Origin of the sequence: Labrenzia sp. OB1 (assembly GCF_001624695.1) — a bacterium.
Classification (GTDB): domain Bacteria; phylum Pseudomonadota; class Alphaproteobacteria; order Rhizobiales; family Stappiaceae; genus Roseibium.
Map to the genome: position 1 here is coordinate 438,038 of NZ_JSEP01000001.1, position 20,216 is coordinate 458,253.

General features: G+C 59.4%; 19 protein-coding genes. 4 read left to right on the forward strand and 15 right to left on the reverse strand.

The window, feature by feature from the left end:
- Nucleotides 1-26: 26 nt before the first annotated feature.
- The 3 genes from OA90_RS01925 to OA90_RS01935 all read right to left on the reverse strand — a co-directional run bounded on the left by OA90_RS01925 (nt 27) and on the right by OA90_RS01935 (nt 2,079).
- Nucleotides 27-542 (reverse strand): CBS domain-containing protein, encoded by a 516-nt coding sequence (locus OA90_RS01925; RefSeq protein WP_068406258.1) that lies wholly within the window; start codon nt 540-542, stop codon nt 27-29.
- 143 nt (nt 543-685) lie between these two features.
- Entirely contained in the window at nt 686-994 is a 309-nt protein-coding gene (locus OA90_RS01930) for a hypothetical protein (RefSeq protein WP_068406261.1), read from the reverse strand.
- Nucleotides 995-1,176: 182 nt separating this feature from the next.
- The gene (locus tag OA90_RS01935) at nt 1,177-2,079 is read right to left on the reverse strand and encodes a LysR substrate-binding domain-containing protein (protein ID WP_068406263.1); all 903 of its coding nucleotides are present in this window, start codon (nt 2,077-2,079) and stop codon (nt 1,177-1,179) included.
- Between the two features lie 162 nt (nt 2,080-2,241).
- Here OA90_RS01935 and OA90_RS29755 point away from each other — a divergent pair, with 162 nt between their 5' ends.
- Nucleotides 2,242-2,376, forward strand: a complete 135-nt coding sequence (locus tag OA90_RS29755; RefSeq protein ID WP_279625797.1) for a hypothetical protein — start codon at nt 2,242-2,244, stop codon at nt 2,374-2,376.
- Nucleotides 2,377-2,395: 19 nt separating this feature from the next.
- On the opposite strand, the gene OA90_RS01945 is transcribed toward OA90_RS29755, so the two are convergent.
- A complete protein-coding gene (locus OA90_RS01945; protein WP_208985939.1) occupies nt 2,396-3,223 on the reverse strand; it encodes a PhnD/SsuA/transferrin family substrate-binding protein in 828 nt (275 codons plus the stop codon).
- Complete coding sequence (locus tag OA90_RS01950) at nt 3,220-4,137, reverse strand: fatty acid desaturase (RefSeq protein WP_068406269.1); 918 nt, start codon at nt 4,135-4,137, stop codon at nt 3,220-3,222. Before OA90_RS01950 ends, OA90_RS01945 begins: the two co-directional genes overlap by 4 nt.
- Nucleotides 4,138-4,418: 281 nt before the next feature.
- Between OA90_RS01950 and OA90_RS01955 the strand changes: the two genes are divergently transcribed.
- Nucleotides 4,419-5,741, forward strand: a complete 1,323-nt coding sequence (locus OA90_RS01955; RefSeq protein WP_068406274.1) for an FAD-dependent oxidoreductase — start codon at nt 4,419-4,421, stop codon at nt 5,739-5,741.
- Nucleotides 5,742-5,829: 88 nt separating this feature from the next.
- A complete protein-coding gene (locus OA90_RS01960) occupies nt 5,830-6,951 on the forward strand; it encodes an ATP-dependent RecD-like DNA helicase (RefSeq protein ID WP_068406277.1) in 1,122 nt (373 codons plus the stop codon).
- Here OA90_RS01960 and OA90_RS01965 read toward each other — a convergent pair.
- Complete coding sequence (locus tag OA90_RS01965) at nt 6,935-7,585, reverse strand: helix-turn-helix domain-containing protein (protein ID WP_068406627.1); 651 nt, start codon at nt 7,583-7,585, stop codon at nt 6,935-6,937. The two genes, OA90_RS01960 and OA90_RS01965, sit on opposite strands and share 17 nt — an antisense overlap.
- A gap of 404 nt (nt 7,586-7,989) precedes the next feature.
- On the opposite strand from OA90_RS01965, the gene OA90_RS01970 reads away from it, so the two are divergent.
- Nucleotides 7,990-10,428, forward strand: a complete 2,439-nt coding sequence (locus OA90_RS01970; RefSeq protein ID WP_068406280.1) for a Tex family protein — start codon at nt 7,990-7,992, stop codon at nt 10,426-10,428.
- Nucleotides 10,429-10,432: 4 nt separating this feature from the next.
- Here OA90_RS01970 and OA90_RS01975 read toward each other — a convergent pair whose 3' ends face one another.
- The 9 genes from OA90_RS01975 to OA90_RS02015 form a co-directional block, all read right to left on the reverse strand.
- The gene (locus tag OA90_RS01975) at nt 10,433-11,194 is read right to left on the reverse strand and encodes a hypothetical protein (protein ID WP_156510350.1); all 762 of its coding nucleotides are present in this window, start codon (nt 11,192-11,194) and stop codon (nt 10,433-10,435) included.
- A gap of 181 nt (nt 11,195-11,375) precedes the next feature.
- Nucleotides 11,376-12,617 (reverse strand): FAD-dependent oxidoreductase, encoded by a 1,242-nt coding sequence (locus tag OA90_RS01980; protein WP_068406285.1) that lies wholly within the window; start codon nt 12,615-12,617, stop codon nt 11,376-11,378.
- A 157-nt stretch (nt 12,618-12,774) separates the two neighbouring features.
- Complete coding sequence (gene arsB / locus OA90_RS01985) at nt 12,775-13,824, reverse strand: ACR3 family arsenite efflux transporter (protein WP_068406288.1); 1,050 nt, start codon at nt 13,822-13,824, stop codon at nt 12,775-12,777.
- A 171-nt stretch (nt 13,825-13,995) separates the two neighbouring features.
- On the reverse strand, nt 13,996-14,349 hold the full coding sequence (locus tag OA90_RS01990; RefSeq protein WP_068406293.1) for a winged helix-turn-helix domain-containing protein: 354 nt from the start codon (nt 14,347-14,349) through the stop codon (nt 13,996-13,998).
- Between the two features lie 333 nt (nt 14,350-14,682).
- A complete protein-coding gene (locus tag OA90_RS01995; RefSeq protein ID WP_082836783.1) occupies nt 14,683-15,513 on the reverse strand; it encodes a dipeptide ABC transporter ATP-binding protein in 831 nt (276 codons plus the stop codon).
- A gap of 2 nt (nt 15,514-15,515) precedes the next feature.
- Nucleotides 15,516-16,352 carry an ABC transporter ATP-binding protein gene (locus OA90_RS02000; protein WP_082836784.1) on the reverse strand — a complete coding sequence of 279 codons (837 nt, stop codon included), beginning with the start codon at nt 16,350-16,352 and terminating at the stop codon, nt 15,516-15,518.
- A 5-nt stretch (nt 16,353-16,357) separates the two neighbouring features.
- The gene (locus OA90_RS02005) at nt 16,358-17,239 is read right to left on the reverse strand and encodes an ABC transporter permease subunit (protein ID WP_156510357.1); all 882 of its coding nucleotides are present in this window, start codon (nt 17,237-17,239) and stop codon (nt 16,358-16,360) included.
- Nucleotides 17,240-17,305: 66 nt separating this feature from the next.
- Nucleotides 17,306-18,313 carry an ABC transporter permease subunit gene (locus OA90_RS02010; RefSeq protein WP_068406633.1) on the reverse strand — a complete coding sequence of 336 codons (1,008 nt, stop codon included), beginning with the start codon at nt 18,311-18,313 and terminating at the stop codon, nt 17,306-17,308.
- 118 nt (nt 18,314-18,431) lie between these two features.
- On the reverse strand, nt 18,432-20,036 hold the full coding sequence (locus OA90_RS02015) for an ABC transporter substrate-binding protein (RefSeq protein ID WP_068406297.1): 1,605 nt from the start codon (nt 20,034-20,036) through the stop codon (nt 18,432-18,434).
- Between the last annotated feature and the right edge of the window lie 180 nt (nt 20,037-20,216).

Sequence of the window (20,216 nt, forward strand, 5' to 3'; positions counted from 1 at the left end):
CTTGTGCGCTCTGGCGGTTGTATCGATCACATGGCCGTCACCAGGATCACGGCCATCGCGATGCCATAGGCCAGAACGCCACCAATGATCCAAAGATGCTGATTATTGAAACCAAGTTTCTTTTCCACCCGATCCGAAAACAGCTTCAACAGTTCGGGCCACGTGTAGGAGACGAAATCGCCCTGGGTCATGATCGACACGAGTTTTCCCTCGTCGTCGACGACCGGAAGACGGCGGAATCGCTCGTTCGACATCACCCGCAACCAGTCGATGACATTGTCGCCTTCGCGTGCCACACGCAAATTGGTTGTCATTATTTCAGAAAGTTTGGCCTCATCCGGTCTTTTGTTCTCGGCCACGATCCGCCGCATGAGATCGCGCTCGGTGACCAGCCCGACAACCTTGTTTTCCGTGTCCGTGATGATTACGGACCCAATATTCCGCGACGACATTTCCCTCGCGGCCTCCAGGACGGTCTGGTCAGGCCCTGCGGTAAAGGGCTTGGGTTTGGAAAGATACTCGATACGTTCTCTAATCTTCATGGCCGGGCTCCTGTGTTGCACCACAGGACTTACGCCGCAGAAAGCACATTGGTTTACTTTGGGTCAGCCAAGAGGACCCAAAGCCACGGTTCAACGGTGTCTGCGATCAGCAGATCAAGCCGGTTCGGCCTGTGCTGATTGCCTTATTTCAGCCGGATGATCTTCGCGCCGAGATGACGGACATAGTCGCTCTGATTGGCGATCACCACCACGTTGGTTTCGCGCACTTCCGTCTGCTTCAGCTCCAGCGGCGTCTTGCCATCCGGATTGACCACGACCTTGCGGGTCGGCGGCAGGGCGCGGAACACCAGCACGCCGGCTTCCTTGGTGACGATGGCGCCGTAAGGCTCGTCATGCAGGATGCGGATCGTGCCGCTATCGGCCTGTGCGGCGCTTCCCAGAACGAGGCAGAGGCCGGCGGCGGCCAGAAGAGATTTGCAAGCCAGTTTCATGACGCATCTCGCTGTTAACGATTGGTTTACCAAGAATCGTAACCGCTTGTTAACATTTGCGCCAGTGGTTGCGCGGGTTTGTCCCGGAAAAGGCCGCATATGGTAAACAGCCGTGCGGGCATGAGCGCTTGCCAAAAGTACGGCCGGACGCAACCTCGGATGGTTTGCCCAAGACAGATTGATCAACTTGGAAGGCTGAGACTGAGCTCGCGAAAGCTCTCCTCGACATGCTTGGCGAAGGCATGGGTGGCTCTGCCCGCGCTGGGCCGTTCGACCATGATGATATGATAGTCGCCAATTTCGGGAAGGCCGTGCCGGCTGTCCAGCACCTGCAAGGGCGGCGCGACGACGCTCGCCGGAAAGGGAGCGATGGCAAGATCGGCAAGCAGGGCAGCCTCCTGACCGGCGCTGTGAAAGCTCGTATAGGAAAGCCGGTAGGGCTTTTGCGCGTCATCCAGCGCCACTCGCGCCGCCCGGCGCCAGGGGCAACCTGGCGTGGAGACCGCGAGTGGCACGGGCTCGCGCTCGTAGGCGATGCCGCCCTCCAGTCCGACCCAGACGAGCGGTTCCCTGAAGACCAGCTCGCCGCTCTGCGCCAGGCCCGTTCCCGGCCGCGCGGTGAAGAGAGCAAGATCCAGTTCGCGCTTCCTGACCTTCTCATCCAGATTTGGACTGCCGTCCAGATGCACATCCACATTGACGCCCGGATGGGTCCGGGCAAAACGCGACAGGATGTTGGGCAGAAAACGGGTGCCGAAATCGGACGGCGCACCGAACCTGACTTCCCCCTCGACTTCGGGAGAAACGAACAGTCCGACCGCTTCCTCATTCAGCATCAGGATCCGCCGGGCATATCCAAGCAGGGCTTCGCCTTCCGGTGTCAGACGCACCGTGCGCCCCTCCCTCGCAAAGACCGCAACCCGCAACAGCGTTTCCAGCTTCTTGATCTGCATGGACACGGCGGAAGGTGTGCGGCCAACAAGTTCGGACGCTTTTGTAAAACTTGACGTTTCCGCAATCGCGACAAAGGTTCGGTACAGATCGAGATCGATAAGCGGCGTGCCGGTGCCGGGCAGTTTTTCCATGATCGGACCCTGCGGTTTTTCGGATCAATTTTTTTGAACGATAGCATGAATACAATTCGTTTGATTGAATCGCAAGTTATGCACATATGGAAGGCAAGCGGCCCGTTTATTCAGCAGTGGCCGAGATTCTTTCACATCGAACAAATCAGGATTGGAAACGCCATGACCTATCTTGCACAAGCTCTTGGCACGAACCTCATGGGTCTCGTCCACGGCAACTCCCCCGCCCACCTGGCTCGCATGGACGAAGCTCTGCGTCTGCGCGAAATCGCCCGGAAACAGAACTCCCCCCGCTGAAACGCGGTTATTGCCGGAATTACGCCAGAACGGGGTAGTCCAGTCCGGCGGCCTCTCTTTCCATGGAAAGAACTGGCGCATAGTCCGCGACAGACAATCTCGAGAAGCCGTGAATGCCCAGGCATTCACGGCTTCTCCGCGTTTCGGGCGCCGTGAAAAGCGCCACGACTGTTTCCGAGATAAGATCGGCTTGCCTGTCGGAAAACCGCAAGGAAGTGATCAGCGGCAGACCGGGGACGGACGCCGTGCGATCAATCGGCCTCAGCTGGATTGCAAGGTCTGGCAGAACCCGGCAGGCGAGATCCCAGCAGACCGCATCGATGGCAGCCACGTCGGCATCTCCCTGCGCGACCGCGATCAGGGAGGCTCGATGCCCGCCGCTGGCCCCGACGTGTGAGAAGAACGTTTTTCCCTCCGCGAGCCGCGCAACGTGATGGCGCAGGGCGTTCATGCCCGACTGGCTGTCCGCATTGTTGAAGACCGCCCGTGCACCGCGCAGGTCCGCAAGCTTTTCAAAAGGGCTGTCGCGCCTGACGACGACCTGGCTGCAATACCTCGGCCCGTCGCAGCCGGGCGCAGCGTAATGCGGCGCCCCCAGCAGCCTGACCTTGCCGCTCAGCGCATGTGTCAGCGGATAACCGCAGGTCTGCGTCAGCAGCACGTCCGGACGGGCCCATGCCTCGGTGAGATCCAGATGCTCCGGCCAGTCAAGAATTCGGGAAGGTGTCAACCCGAGCGCGTCCACGAGCGCGGTCTGCAGGGCGGCTTCAAGATCGGCAGTCGCGTCCCGCATCTCCGGCCAGTCGTACATGGGCAGCCGGACATGAACATATTCGCCCGCCGTCAAGAAACCGCCTCATCCGTATCCCTGCGCCTGAGCGGATGGGGAACGGGCTCCTTGACCTTGAAGAAATACCGCCGCGCCAGATCGAAATAGCTGGCGAACACATATCCCTCATTGCGCCGCCGCCACTCGTCCCGCGCGGCCCGGTAGATTCCAGGCAGCCGATACCACGGCGCTCTCGGATGGGCGTGATGGACAACATGCAGATTGTTGTTCAGGAAGAGCAGCGAAAAGACCGGGCAGAATTCAACCACGATGGAGCGCGCCTCTGCGTTCTCATGGGCCCGGTGTTCGGCATAGGTGCGCAGCATAAGCAGGCTCATCGCAGGGTAGGCTATGCCGACAGCATAGAGCCAGAAAGGCATTGCGCCAATCACGATCACGAAGAGAACAACCGGGACAAGCCCGGCAAGATGATGCGCCCAGGCCCGAAGAACCGCCCTGTCGCCGGCACGCAACTTTAGGATCTCCGCACCGTAGAACCCGACGAGAGACACGGCGGGGCCGATCAGCAGCCGGCCAAGAAGCGTATTGTTCACCGTGAGAACGAAGCGAATGACACCGGGCAGCTTCTCCCAGTCGCGCCAGGCGAGATAGGAACTTTCCGGATCGTCATAGGGGTCCGTCAGCCGGTCGTCGTTGTGGTGGCGCAGATGCAGCGACTTGAACCTGCGGTAGGGAATGAACAGCCCCAGAGAGAAATAGACCAGCGCCTCGTTGAAGGCGGGGTTGCGTGTGGGGTGACCGTGAAGCACCTCATGCTGCAGAGAGGACTGCAGCGTCACCAGAACCGCGGCCATCGGGCAAACAGCCCAGGGACCAAGAACACTATAAAATCCAACCAGTAGAATCCAGGCAACCGACGTGACGGCAATCAATGCCAGCGTCGGCCATTCGCGAACTTTTGCGCGTGGCACACGTCTCTCCAGATGATTTTGAACCTGTGTTCAGAAGCGAACTCCGCAAACTATGTCCAGCAGAGGCATTGACTTCAACAGGAGACTAGGGAACAAAATCCACAATCATTGTCAAAATTTTTCATATGTTTATAAAAATCTTGGATTCATTGTAAAATAAACAATTTTCGGGTTTTTCGTACACATTCTGGCTGTTTCAGAACAAGCATTGACGCATTCCTCTCTGGACAAACCCCGGCAGCTCGCCTGTTGTGGATCTCAAACGCCGAAGGGAAAGCTGAATGGTCACTCCGGAGAGCTCGAAGACCCACTATGACGTTATAATCATCGGCGCCGGTATCATCGGCTGCGCGATAGCCCATGCGATGGCGCTCAAAGGCCGCAGGACGCTCAATGTCGACGCCCTGCCCGCGGCCGGTTACGGCTCCACGTCTTCATCGGCAGCGGTCATCCGCACCTACTACTCCACACTGGACGGCACCGCGATGGCTCTGGAGGGATATCACGACTGGAAGAACTGGCAGTCCTGCCTCAGCATGGAAGACACGGAGGGACTGGCCCGATTTGTCGAAACCGGAACACTGGTCATGAAAACCGCGGCCAACAACTATCTTGAGCGCGTCCTGAAACATGCCGACACCCTCGGCATCGCCTATGAGCATTGGTCCGCGGAAAAGATCACGGAACGCATGCCGGGATACAATCTGGAATGCTTCGCGCCCGCCAAAAAGATGGACCATGACGATTTCGGCGCCCCGACGGGCGGCGAGATCCGCGGCGGTGTATTTTTCCCCGCGGGCGGTTATGTCGACGATCCGCAACTGGCGGCACGCAATCTCAAGGACGCCGCCAGCCGCCTCGGTGCGGAATTTCGCTTCAACACCAGGGTCGTGAAAATTCAGGTCGAGGAAAACCGCGTGACCGGGATCGTCTGTTCTGATGGCAGCGAACTCCGGTCAGCCATCGTCATCAATGTCGCCGGCCCCCACTCGGGCAAGGTGAACGACCTGCTGGACGGCGACCCGGGTATCCGCATCGGACACAGGCCGCTGCGCCAGGAGGTGGTGCAGATCAACCCGCCGGAACGGCTCGGCTATTCCCGCGAAGGTCTGATCGTCTCCGATAGCGATATTGCGGTCTACCTGAAACCGGGCGGGGCCGGTCAGCTCATGCTTGGCAGCGAGAACCCGCCCTGCGACCCGCCGCAGGAAGAACACCCGGATGACTTTTCCCGCGACCTCACCGACCGCGCACTGACTTATGCCTACCGCTACTCCCAGCGCCTGCCAGACCTTGGTGTCTCGCAGCACCCGGTCGGCATCGCCGATCTGTACGACGCCACCGACGACTGGCTGCCGATCTATGACCGCAGCGATATCGACGGCTACTACCTGGCCATCGGCACCAGCGGCAACCAGTTCAAGAATGCCCCTGTCGCCGGACGGTTGATGGCGGACCTCATCGACTATTGCGAGACAGGCAACGATCACGACAGTGCACCGTTCCGCTTCCCGCTCCAAAAGGCCGGTCACACCCTGAACACCGCCACATTCTCCCGCAAGCGCGACCTGACGAAGGAAAGCTCGTTTTCCGTCCTGGGATGACAGGCGCGGTACAAATACGGGATTCGCCCTTGGCCGACTCAGCCAAATCAGGGTAAGCAACCGGGTCCGCAATCTTGAGGAATGTTCCTTGGCCTGGTCTCCGCAACAAGATGACGCCCTGAAAGCGACCGCCGCCTGGCTGCAGCGCGGCGACAGGCAGGTGTTCCGGCTGTTCGGCTATGCGGGCACCGGCAAGACCACGCTCGCCCGCCATCTGGCCGAAGGCATCGACGGCGATGTCTGTTTCGGCGCCTTCACCGGCAAGGCCGCCCATGTCCTGCGCCAGAAGGGCTGCGAGGACGCGGGCACCATACATTCCCTGATCTATCGCCCGCGCTCCGCGAAGGAAGAAGAGACGACGGACGACGATGAAGAGGACGCAGGCCCGCAGTTTGCCATCAAGCGGGACAGCGCCGCCGCCACCGCAAGCCTGATCGTCATCGACGAATGCTCCATGGTGGACGAGGATCTGGGCAAGGATCTCCTGTCCTTCGGAACCCCGGTGCTGGTGCTCGGGGATCCGGCGCAGCTCCCTCCGGTAAAGGGCGGCGGCTATTTCACCGATGCCGAACCGGACGTGATGCTGACGGAAGTCCATCGCCAGGCGCAGGACAATCCGATCGTGCGCATGTCCATGACCATCCGCGACGGCGGCGAACTCGATTACGGCGTCTTCGGTGAAAGCAAGGTGATCCATCGCCGCGAGATCGACAAGCAGCAGATCCTCGCGGCGGACCAGGTTCTGGTGGGCACCAACAAGACCCGGCGGCTTTACAACAGCCGCATCCGCGAACTGAAGGATTTCACGACGCCTATGCCGGCCGTTGGCGACAAGCTCGTCTGCCTGCGCAACGACAAGACAAAAGGCCTTTTGAACGGCGGCCTGTGGACCGTGAAGCGGCTGCGACAGTCTCGCGGCAACACCTTGCGCTTCGATGTCGTAACAGAGGACGATCTCGCCAGAACAACCGTGAAGGTAAAGGTTCTTCCGGCGATGTTCGAAGACGGCGCGGAAGCCATCCCCTACGCGATCCGCCGCAAGGCCGACGAATTCGACTACGGCTACGCCCTGACGGTGCACAAGGCGCAGGGATCACAATGGGACGATGTGGTTTTGTTCGACGAAAGCTGGGCGTTCCGCGAACACAAGAGCCGCTGGCTTTACACGGCGGTCACCCGCGCGGCCGAGCGCATCACTGTCGTAAGATAAAGTCGCCCGGCTCCGCGTCTTCAAACACCTCCGGATTGCCGCAAACCCGCAGGGCCCGCAGACCCGTTTCGACAAAGGTCAACAGATCCGCCTCGGTGCTTCCGCCACGCGCAAGCACCGAGATTGCTAATAACTGGCCATCCACGAATGTTGCTGCGCGATCGACATCCATGTCAGGCGGCATTTCCCCGCCAGAAACCGCCTTCAAAAGACGTTCCTTGATTGCGCTGAACCGTGACTTCTGGAGGCCTTCCACCACTTCCCGGTGCCTGTGCGCACCATAGGTGCAGTCGATCATCGCATTGACAAGAAAACAGCCGGAAGGAGTGTTGCGGTCCAGCGTCAGATCCACGACGGCTCTCAGAAGATCACGCAAATCCTCAATTACATGCTTTTGTGCCGCGTGAAGCCGCGCAAAGACAGGACCGCCGAACGTCTCGAAGTAATACAGCAGAGCTTTTTCGAAAATTGTCTCTTTGTCCCCGAAGGCCGCATAAAGACCGGGTTTCGCCATGCCGGAGACTTCCGCCAGATCGTTCATGGAGGTTCCGCTGTAGCCGTCTTGCCAGAAAGCGATCATCACCGACTGAAGGGCATCTTTCAGATCTACTTTTCTCGGCCGTCCACGGGCCATCGGCAACGCCTCCATATTACAATCGGCTTTATACATTCTGCATACTCGATGTCGTAATTCGCTGGACCAATTCAAGCCTTCAGGCCGGATATTTCAGCGTCGACAGCAAATCACAACGCGTTCGGCAAAGGAATATGGCAATTCACGTTCGAACGGACGAATTTTGTCACACTGCGTTCAAAGGACGAAAAATTGCACAATCAAAACTGACGCAAACGTTAAGCCCTGCCGTCAGGGTACAAATTTCATCCGCAAAACAATCAAGTAGATGCAGGCACAATCTTCTGCCCGTAACCACACACGATAATTGCCGGTGGACGGAACCGCTCTTTGTCTTCCCCGCCCTCTTCGGGCGGATTATCCTCGCCAGCCCAGATTTGTCTCCACCGAAAGTTTCCGCGTCAATGGCAAGCGTTCCAGTTTCCGACCCGTCACAGCCCGGTTCCCAGGCCTTGAAATCCGGCGATACCGCCCTGCGCATCGCACAGCTGATTGCCGAGGAAATCGGCTGCAAGGCAGGTCAGGTCAACACGACTGTCCAGCTTCTCGATGAAGGCTCGACCGTCCCTTTCATCGCCCGCTACCGGAAAGAGGCGACCGGCGGGCTGGACGACACCCAGTTGCGGAAACTCGAGGAACGGCTGATCTACCTGCGTGAGCTGGAAGACCGCCGTGGCGCCATTCTCAAATCCATCGAGGAACAGGGCAAGCTCACCGATGACCTGATCGCCGGCATACAGGCCGCCGAAACCAAGTCCCGGCTTGAAGACATCTACCTGCCGTTCAAGAAAAAACGCCGCACCAAGGCCCAGATCGCCCGTGAAGCCGGACTGGAGCCGCTCGCCGACCTGCTGCTGTCCGATCCCTCCAGAACGCCGGAAACCGAGGCCTCTGCATTCGTGGACGCGGACAAGGGGTATGCCGATACCAAGGCCGTGCTCGACGGCGCCCGTCAGATCCTGATGGAACGCTTTGCCGAGAACGCCGAACTCGTCGGCCGGCTGCGCAGGCATGTCGAGGACCGTGGCGTCGTACAGGCGAAACTGATCGACGGCATGGGGGAAAAAGGCGCGAAATTCGCAGACTATTTCGACTATGCGGAAAAATGGTCGAAAATCCCCAGTCACCGGGCCCTGGCCCTGTTCCGCGGGCGCAACGAGGGCATTCTGTCCGTCGATCTGACGGTGGACGCGGATGACGTCGCCCCAGTTCCCCCGGCGGTACGAATGGTCGCCGACACCTATGCCATTGCCGACCGGGGCCGCCCGGCGGACAAATGGCTGATGGAAGTGGCCCGCTTCGCCTGGAAGGTGAAACTCGCGCTGCATCTGGAACTCGATCTGATGGGCGTGTTGCGCGACAAGGCCGAAGAGGAAGCCATCCAGGTCTTCGCCAGAAATCTCAAGGATCTGCTGCTCGCCGCGCCCGCCGGTGCAAGGGCGACCCTTGGCCTCGATCCCGGCATCCGGACCGGGGTAAAGGTTGCCGTCGTCGATGAGACAGGCAAGCTGATCGACACGGCGACGATCTACCCGTTCCAGCCGCGCAATGATGTCTCCGGCGCCCGCGCCGCGCTGCTTGCCCTGATCGCAAAACACAAGGTCGGGCTGATCGCCATCGGCAACGGCACAGCCAGCCGCGAGACCGACAAGCTGACAGGCGACGTGCTTACCGATATCCCCGCAGCGCAACGCCCGGTGAAGGTTATCGTCAACGAGGCCGGCGCCTCGGTCTATTCCGCTTCCGAGTTGGCGGCCATGGAGATGCCGGGCGTCGATGTCTCCCTGCGCGGCGCGGCGTCCATCGCCCGCCGCCTGCAGGACCCGCTGGCCGAACTGGTCAAGATCGAGCCGAAATCCATTGGCGTCGGCCAGTATCAGCATGACGTCAACCAGACCCGGCTCGCCCGCGCCCTCGACGCGGTGGTTGAGGATGCGGTGAACGCGGTCGGTGTCGACCTCAACACCGCCTCCCCGGCGCTTCTGTCCCGCATTTCCGGCCTGTCTGACAGCCTCGCCCGCGCCGTCGTCGAACACCGCGAGGAAATCGGCCGCTTCGACAGCCGGTCACAGCTCAAGAAGGTGCCGCGTCTCGGTGCCAAGGCCTATGAACTCTGCGCTGGCTTCCTGCGCATCAACGACGGCAAGGAGCCGCTCGACGCCTCTTCCGTGCACCCCGAAGCCTACCCGCTGGCGAAGCGCATCGTGAAGGCCTGCGGCCGCGATGTCCGCCAGATCATGGGCAACGGCACGCTGTTGAGCAATCTGGATCCGGCGGATTACACGGACGAGAAATTCGGTCTGCCGACAGTGAAGGACATTTTCGCCGAACTGGAAAAACCGGGCCGTGACCCGCGCCCGGAATTCAAGACAGCAACTTTGCAGGACGGCGTCGAGGAGATCTCCGACCTCAAATCCGGAATGAAGCTGGAAGGCACGGTCACCAACGTCACCAACTTCGGCGCCTTCGTCGATGTCGGTGTTCACCAGGACGGGCTGGTGCACGTTTCCCAGCTTGCCGACCGCTTCGTCGACGATCCGCACAAGATCGTCAAGGCCGGCGACATCGTCAGCGTGACCGTTCTGGACGTGGACGTACCACGCAAGCGCATCTCCATGACGATGAAGTCCCAGGCCGACTACCAGGGCCAGCGGGAACGTACCGGTCAGGAGCAAGGCGGTCAGAACCAGGGCCGTCCGGGCGGCAGAGGCCCTGGCGGCAACGTTCCACGTGGCGGTCCCGGCGGCGGGAAAAACAGCGCACCGAAAACCTCCGGCGGCGACGGCGGCAACAATGCTCTGGCAGCAGCCCTGGCGGCGGCAATGAACAAGAAGGGCAAGTAGGATCTCAGGCGAAAATTTCCGCGTCACTTGCTGGGAGCTCACCACGTTCCTGAAGGTCCTTCAGGTATGCTCGGCAGACGACCACTGCAAAAACAGCCAGGCTGAATGCGGACGTCAGTTTAGCGAGAGCAAGTACCAACGCTCCGGCTGGGTCAGGCGTGCCGGCAGATGTGATCGGGTCCGAGCCGATGCCTGAATTTTCTGACAAGATCAAAATGGCGAACGACAAGGCTGCGAAGAAACCGACCCCGAAAAATAGCCTGGGGACCAGATAGCCCGCCTGTCGAAAGGCTCTGCCGATGGCGGCCCCGATCCCTGGACGGACGTCGAACAGTTGAGAGGGAAACGCCGTCCCGAACAGAAACATCGTCAGAAAGGAGATCACCGCTCCACCCAGAATGGAGAGACCTAAAAGAGAGTCGGTGTCCGGGCGCTCGCCCTGAAGCGTGGACACTGCAAGGATTACGACGAGAATCGAAACAATTATAACCGGCGCGTAGATCAATAAAATATACCGCAGACTAAACCAAATATACTTCTTGCTATTTTCTTTTAGTTTTGCATCCAACCCCAGCAAATTCAAACAAAGATAAAAAATAATTCCAGAATCAGCAAAAGCCTTTGTAATTTGCATTGAATTACCAATGTCATACACGACATTTATTCCGTCCATAACATACAAAACAAATACAATACCAAGAATATATTTCCAGCATAAAAGAACAGAATAAAAAGCTTGTGAAACGATATTTGCCTTGGGATTCACGTATCACCTCCAAATTGCGAACGGTTTCCTCTTTATCTAAAAAGTGAAAACAACACCAATTTTTCCCGCAAAACTGAACAGGGCCTCCAAGGCACTTTGCGACTTTCGGGAAGTTGTTTCGACTGGCGGAGCAAAACCCCGCCCTCTCGCGGAAAGAGCGCTCAGCAAAGTTGACCCTGCCCTAAAACCGATCCGCCGCAAACGGCGCCGGATCGACCGCCAGGGTCTTGCCCTCGATCATGTCGGCAATCATCTCGCCGGTGACAGCCGCCTGGGTCAGACCATGATGGGCGTGGCCGAAGGCATAGAAAACCCCGCCATGATGCGTCGCCGGAGAGATCACCGGCAGGCTGTCGGGAAGAGATGGGCGGAAGCCCATCCAGCGCGTGCCGCCTTCCGTCTTGAGACCGGGATAAAACAGCCGCGCCTTGGCGACCATGGCATCGACGCGCTTCCAGTTGGACGGCAGGTTCAGACCTCCGAATTCAACCGCGCCGCCGACGCGCAGGCCGGTCGATAGCGGTGACAGCACGAAGCCGTGCCCCGGCAGCATGATGAACCGTTTCACGGTGATGGAAGGATCGGGAATGGTGATGTTGTAGCCCCGCTCGGTATCAAGCGGAATCCGGTCGCCGAGTTGGGCCGCGAGATGCTTCGACCAGGCGCCGCAGGCGACGACGAGTCGGCTTGCTTCGATCCGCTCACCTGATTTCAGAATGAGCCCGCAAGCGTTGCCATTCGGCTCGAGACGGCCGATCTCGGCAACCGTGAACTCCACCCCCTGCCCTTTCAGCCAGTCCGCCAGCGACAGACACAGGATCTTCGGATCGTCGACCTGCATCCAGCCTGGCACCAGCGCACCACCGATTGCCCGGGTCGACAGGTCCGGCTCAAGCTCACGGATGGCACCGGCAGCAAGCTCTTCGACCGCTATGCCGTGGTCCCGCTGTTCAGCCCAGGCTTGCCGGGCTTTCTCAAGCGATGCGGCCGTATCCAGAAGTTCCAGGCAGCCATCACGGCGCACCTGGTTGTGGGTTCCGGACACCCGCCAGAGACGCTCCCAGGCCGGCAGCACGCCGCTGTTGATGTCCACCAGGGCTGCGGTACTGCGGGCCACACGTTCCGGGTTCGACGCTGCCAGGAAACGCAGCATCCAGGGCAGGATCTTCAACGCATAGGCGGGCCGGACAGATAACGGACCGAGAGGGTCGGCGAGCCATTTGAGCGCCTGCTTCCACAGCCCCGGCGAGGCCATCGGGGCCACGTCCGTCCAGGCGATCGCGGAGGCATTTCCCTGGCTCGCGCCGGCCGCCGGCCCCTCCCGGTCCAGAATGGTCACCTGGTAGCCGCGCTGAACCAGAACGGCGGCAGTGGCGAGGCCGACAATACCCGCCCCGGCGATATGGACACGTCCCTTGCTCATGCTGCTCCGACCGTTTTCCCGCTTCCCCGAACCAGCACGGCGAAAGGCTGCCATCCGCTCTCAAGAGGTCAGGACCGTTCTGTCAGCAGGCACTCCATTTATCAAGTCAGCATTGCGAACGGATGGCTCCGGCGGTAGCAGATAGGTGTTCCCCTCCCTATGCGGTCACCGGAAAATGGGATCGTGTCCTGTTGGCGAAGGCCACCAGCGATAACATCACCGGCACTTCCACCAGCACCCCGACAACTGTCGCCAGCGCGGCTCCGGAATTCAACCCGAACAGGCTGATGGCGACGGCAACCGCGAGTTCGAAGAAATTTGACGTCCCGATGAGCGCTGCCGGGGCCGCCGTATTGAACGGCACACGCCACAGATAGCCCCAGCCATAGGCAATGAAGAATATGCCATAGCTCTGGATCAGCAACGGCACCGCGATCAACACGATAACCATCGGCTTGTCGAGAATGGTCTGCGCCTGAAATCCGAACAGCAGGACAACCGTCGCAAGCAGGCCCATGACGGAGAAGGGTTTGACCTTCCCCGTGAACGCGGCGATGCGCGCATCATTGTCGGTTCCATCCAGCGCCTTGCGCGTCAGATACCCGGCGATGAGCGGAATAATGACATAGAGGATCACCGACAGAAGCAGCGTCTGCCACGGGACGATGATATCGGTCACGCCAAGAAGCAAGGCCGCAATCGGCGCGAAGGCGAAGACCATGATGATGTCGTTGATCGAGACTTGAACGAGCGTGTAATTGGCATCGCCGCGCACCAGCTGGCTCCAGACGAACACCATGGCCGTGCAGGGGGCGACCCCGAGCAGGATCATTCCTGCGATGTATTCCTTCGCGGTCTGCGGATCGACAAGACCCGCGAAGACATGCTCGAAGAACAGGATGCCGAGCGCCGCCATCGTGAAGGGCTTGATCAGCCAGTTGACGACAAGGGTGATGCACAGGCCCTTCGGCTTTCTGCCGACGTCCTTCAGGGAGGCAAAATCGACGTTCACCATCATCGGGTAGATCATCACCCAGATGAGAACGGCGACGACGAGATTGACGCTTGCATATTCAAACGACGCGATCGTTTCGAAGACTGCCGGAAAAACCGCACCGAAACCAACGCCTGCGGCAATACACAACGCGACCCACAGCGACAGATATCGCTCGAAAAACCCCATGGGTGAAGATGCTTCCTTGCTCATGACAATTCTTTCGTTATTCGGTTTTCAGGCGGCTCGCAGGCTGCATCAAAGCCAGCCCCGAGCCTGCTTAACTCCCCCGGTTTTTCGCAGGACCGGGGATGTTTCAGTGAGGGACCGTTGCGCAGATGAACGGGACAGCACGTTCTTTCACGAGGTCCCCTTGCCGGGCTTTCAGCAATCATTCGTGCTGTCACGGGACGCCGGTCCCGTCATGTTGAGGAATGGAGCGCAGAGCTCCGGATTGCCGCCGCAGCAGTCCTGCAGCAGATAGGTCACCAGAACCTGCATGGTTTTCAGGCTCGCGCGGTAACAGATCGAACGCCCGTCCCGCTCGGCCTGCACAAGGCCGGATCGGGACAGGGCGCCCAGATGGGTCGACAGGGTGTTGGGGCGAACGTCCAGCGCATCGGAAATGGCACCGGCGGTCATGCCTTCTTTTCCCGCTTTCACCAGCAGGCGAAAAACGTCGAGGCGGGTTTCCTGGCCGAGTGCCGCCAACGCATTCAGGGCTTCTTCTTTTTCCATATTTCGAGAATACCCGAAATAACGAAGAAAGCAACTCCCCGATGCCTGTTTCTTCACCGGATACGAGAAAGACGCCCTGCAAGCGCGCACAAACGTTGCCCCGAGAGCATGACTCCTGCTCGCAGGAACACTTTCTGCGTGACTCCCCGGCCAAGCGCAGCGCTGAGCCGGGGTCCACTCGTTTCCAGAGAGTCGCCTGTGTGTCTCCAGAGACCGTTCCGGTCGGAGCACGCCAGAGCAAACCCGCCCTCGTCGACCCGGCTCGACAAAATCGAGCCGGACAGATCAAGAGGGGGTGTGCCCGCTCAAAACACTTATTGCCGGGCGAGTGCCTCAGGCTGCCTTGGCGGCCAACCGTTTACGGATGCTTTCGGCGTCCGCCCGAGGCGTCGCCGCAAAAAGGGTTTTGGTGTAATCGTGCTGCGGATTGTCGAACACATCGTCCCGCGTGCCGTATTCCACCACCTCGCCGAAATACATCACCATCACCTTGTCCGCGAGATAGCGCACGACGGACAGATCGTGGGAGATGAACACATAGGTCAGCCCCATCTCGTCCTGAAGATCCGCCAGCAGGTTGAGGATCTGCGCCTGGACGGACAGGTCCAGGGCGGAGACCGGTTCATCGAGAACCAGCAGCTTCGGCTGCAGCATGATGGCCCGGGCAATCGCGACACGCTGGCGCTGACCGCCGGAGAACATATGCGGATAGCGGCCGTAGTGTTCCGGCTGAAGGCCGACCTTCTCCAGCATCTGGAGCGCAAGATCCCGGCGCTCGGCAGCCGGCATGTCCGTGTTCAGCAGCAGGGGCTCTTCCAGAACGTGACCGATTTTCTGACGCGGGTTCAGCGAACCGTAAGGGTTCTGGAAAACAATCTGCACCTTCTGGCGCATCTCTTTTGAAATGCCGGTTTTGGCAATATCCATCAAGAGGCCGTCGATCTCGATGCTGCCGGAACTCTGCGCGTCGATCATGGTCAGCATGCGCGCCAGGGTGGACTTGCCGCAGCCGCTCTCCCCCACGACGGCAAGCGTCGAGCCGCGTTTCACATCGAAACTGACGCCTTTGACAGCAGTCAGTGTCGAGCCCTTCTTGAACATCCCGCCGCTGATGTCATAGGTGCGGTAGAGGTCGCGGACCTTGAGTATTACATCGTCGGACAATTTCAAAACCCTCCCGCTTCGGCAAAGTCGCTGACCGTCGGCAGACGGTCGCCTGTCGCATTTTCCGGCAGCGCCGAAAGAAGCGCCTGCGTGTACGGGCTGTTGGGGTTTTCGAACAGCGAAAGCACATCGGCTTCCTCCATTTTTCGTCCCTTGTATTGAACGATCACGCGATCTGCGGTCTCCGCGACCACGCCCATGTCATGGGTGATCATGATGAGGCCCATGCCGCTGTCCTGCTGCAACTGAACCAGAAGATCCAGGATCTGTTTCTGGATGGTCACGTCCAGCGCTGTGGTCGGCTCATCCGCGATCAGAAGCTTCGGTGCACAGGCGATCGCCATGGCAATCATCACGCGCTGGCACTGCCCGCCGGACATCTGATGCGGAAAGGCATTGATCCGCCCTTCCGGATCGGGAATGCCGACCGAGGTCAAGAGCTCGATGGCCCGGTCCTTGATCTGCCTGCCCCTCAGGCGTGTATGGGTCTTCAGGGTTTCGCCGAGTTGAAAACCGACCGTAAAGCACGGGTTCAGGCTGGCAATGGGTTCCTGGAAGATCATCGAAATGTCCTTCCCGATTACCCTGCGGCGCTCACGGACGGAAAGGGTCCTGAGGTCCGTGCCCTCAAAGTCCATCTTGTCAGCGGTGATCGTCGCGCTGTCCGGCAAGAGCCCCATGGTCGCCAGCATGGCAACCGATTTCCCCGAACCGGACTCTCCTACAATGGCCAGCACTTCACCGGCATCGACCGTATAGTCGACACCGTCCAGCGCCCTGAACGGCCCTTTCGCGGTGTCGAATTCGATCCGCAGGTTCCTGATTTCAAGAAGAGACATGGTCCTCAGCTCCTCTTCAGTTTCGGATCGAGCGCATCGCGCAATCCGTCGCCGACCAGGTTGATGGCAAGCACGGTGATCAGGATGGCAAGGCCCGGAAAGGTGACGACCCACCATGCGCGCAGGATGAACTCGCGCGCCTCGGCCAGCATGGTGCCCCATTCGGGCGTGGGCGGCTGGGCCCCCATGCCGAGAAAGCCAAGCGCCGCCGCATCCAGAATGGCGTTGGAAAACGACAGGGTCGCCTGAACGATCAGCGGTGCAAGGCAGTTCGGCAGGATCGTCTTGAACATCAAACGGAAATGTCCGGCGCCGGCCACCTTCGCCGCGACCACATAGTCGCGCGAGCGTTCCGCCATGACTGCGGCCCGGGTCAGGCGCACGAAATGCGGCTGCAGCACCAGGGCGATGGCGATCATCGCATTGACCAGACCCGGCCCGAGGATCGCCACAAGCACCAGGGCAAGCAACAGCGAGGGAAAGGCCAGAATGATGTCCATGACCCGCATGATGAACGTATCGACCGCGCCGCGCACATACCCGGCGATGAGGCCGAGAACGATTCCGCCGACCAGAGCGATGCTGACGACGACGACGCCAATGAAGAGCGAGAAGCGCGCGCCGAAGATCAGGCGGGAAAGCATATCGCGGCCGACCGCGTCCGTTCCCAGAAGAAAAGCGGCCTTGCCCCCCTCTTCCCACACCGGCGGCACCAGGAAACTGTCCCGGTACTGGACGTCCGGATTATGAGGGGCGACGAACGGAGCGAAAATCGCCACCAGAACCAGCAGGGAAAAGACCATCAGACCGAGAACGGCACCCTTGTTCTGCGAAAAATAGTACCAGAATTCGGAAAGTTGCGCCCTGGTGGCATTGCGGCTTTCCATTTCGAGCCTGAATGTATCGGCCTTCGCGGCCGGAGAGGTTTTTGTCATTGTTCTTAAACCCTCGGCTCAGTTGTAGCGGATGCGCGGATTGATCAGGCCGTAGAGCACATCCACGATGAGATTGACCAGCATGATGATGCCGGCGATCAGCAGAAGGCCGCCCTGAACGACGAAATAGTCCCGGCGTGAAATGCTGTCGACCAGCCATTTGCCGATGCCCGGCCAGGAGAAGATGGTTTCCGTTAGGATGGCGCCGGCCAGCAGCACTCCGACCTGGAGACCGATGGTGGTCACCACGGGAATGAGCGCGTTGCGCAGCGCATGAAGACCGATCACCGATCTCGGCGGCAACCCCTTCGCCCGGGCCGTGCGCACATAATCCTCGCCCAGAACTTCAAGCATGGCGGAGCGGGTCTGACGGGCAATCACCGCGAGCGGAATTGTCGCCAGCACGATGGACGGCAATATGAGATGCCGGACCGCGGACAGGAATGCGCCCTTTTCCCCCGACAACAGACTGTCGATCAGCATGAAACCGGTCGGTTGCGGAAAGAAATACAGAAGCGAGATCCGTCCGGACACCGGGGTCCACTGCAGGATGCCGGAAAACAGGATGATCAGCAGCAGCCCCCACCAGAAGATCGGCATGGAGTAGCCGATGAGCGCCGTCCCCATGACCGCCTGGTCGGCGATCGAACCGCGTTTGACGGCAGCGTAGATGCCGGCGGGAATGCCGAGGCAGACCGCGAGAATGATGGCACAGAGCGCAAGTTCGGCGGTGGCGGGAAACAGCGTCATGAACTCGTCGAGCACAGGCTTTTTCGAGGCGAAGGACGTCCCCAGATCACCCTGAAAAATACCGGCGATGTAGTCGATATACTGCCGCCAGAGCGGCTGGTCGAAACCCATCTGCTCCAGAAGCTGGGCCTTGCGTTCCGGCGAAATGCCGCGTTCTCCGGCAAGAAGATCCAGCGGATCGCCCGGCAGAAGACGGATGAACGAGAAGGCGACCAGGGTGACACCGAAAAACGTCGGTATCAGAAGTCCGAGCCGGCCGAAAAGAAAGCGAAACATGTCAGATTCCAGATACGAAGAACCAGCGGAAACCGTCATATGTCATGATGGATTCCACCGGTCATAATGTCTGAAGGCGCCGGCATCGCTGCCGGCGCCTTCGAGGATTCAGGCGGATTTACTCCGCGATATCCACACCGTCGAACCAATGGCCGCCAAGCGGGTCCATGACATAACCGGTGACCTTGGAGGACATCGGCATGAAGACGACGGAATGCGCGATAGTCGCCCACGGAGCCTGTTCCTTGAAGACAACCTGAGCCTCTTCGTAGAGCTTGGTGCGCTCTGCTTTGTCGGTCACGGTCTTCGCTTTCTGGATGAGAGCTTCGAAGTTCTCGTCGCACCACTGTGCGCGGTTGGAACCACCAACGCCGTCACAGCCAAGCAGAACGGCAAGGAAGTTGTCCGGGTCGCCATTGTCGCCGGTCCAGCCGAGCAGAACGGCTCCATCGCGATCGACTTCCTTGGAACGGGACAGATACTCACCCCATTCGTAGGAAACGATCTCCACATTCACCCCGACTTTCGCGAAGTCGGCCTGAATGACCTCCGCCATGCGGCGGGCATTCGGGTTGTAGGGGCGCTGGACGGGCATTGCCCAGATCTTCATGGACAGATCGGAGACACCGGCAGCTTCCAGCATTTCCTTTGCCAGATCCGGATTGTAGTCGTCGTCCTCGATCGCGTCGTTATAGGACCACATGGTCGGCGGGATCGGGTTCTTTGCCGCCTGGCCGGAGCCCTGGAACACGGCATCGAGGATCGCCTGCTTGTTGATTGCGTGGTTCAGCGCCTTGCGGACTTCCGCCTTGTCGAACGGAGCCACCTTGGTGTTATAGGCAAGGTAACCGACGTTCAGGCCCTGCTGTTCCATCAGCGTCAGATTGCTGTCGTCCCTGATGTCCGCAACATCGGCCGGAGCCGGATATGGCATTACATGGCACTCGCCCGCCTTCAGCTTCTGCAGACGAACCGCTGCGTCCGGCGTGATGGCGAAGACCAGATTATCGACTGGCTGTTTGCCGTTCCAGTAGTCGGCGAACGCCTCATAGCGGATCACGGCATCTTTCTGATAGCCGACAAACGCAAACGGACCGGTGCCGACAGGCTCCTGGTTGAGCTGCTCCTTGGTGCCGGCAGCTTCCAGCTGGTCGGCGTATTCAGCCGACAGGATCGACGCGAAGTCCATCGCCAGGTTGGCGACCATCGGAGCTTCCGGCCGGTTCAGCACGAACTTCACCTGGTAATCGTCAACTTTCACGATTTCCTTGATGAGATCCGGCATGGACATGCCGTTGAAATATTCCCAGGCGGCACCCGGGGTATATTCATGCCACGGGTTGTCTTTCTTCAACTGCCGCTCGAACGAGAAAACCACGTCGTCGGCATTGAAATCACGTGTCGGTGTGAAGAAACTCGTCGTGTGGAATTTCACGCCCTTGCGAAGGTTGAACGTGTATTCCAGCCCGTCTTCGGAAACTTCCCAGCTCTCCGCAAGACCCGGCAGAACTTCTGTCGTTCCGCGCTTGAATTCAACCAGACGGTTGTAAATGGGCTTGGAGGACGCGTCGAATGTCGTTCCGGCGGTGTAGAGGGCGGTGTCGAAGCCTTCAGGCGAACCTTCCGAGCAATAAACCAGGGTTTTTGCAGACGCGCCCGTTGCCGCGATCACGGCAAGGCTGGCGCCAAGAAGGGTTGCCTTCAAGGTTTTTTGAAAATTCATCAAACTGTTCTCCCCTTGATGAAGAAGCTGGGGCCCTGCATCGTTAAGATCGTGCAATGGAATTAAGCCCGAGCCAGCGCAAACTAAGGCGGTTTTTTGTTTGAAAATCAACTACCAACATATTTCTAATTTGGCCCCTTTTTTGAAATATTTTTTCTGGGTAAGCCATGCTGACGTAGT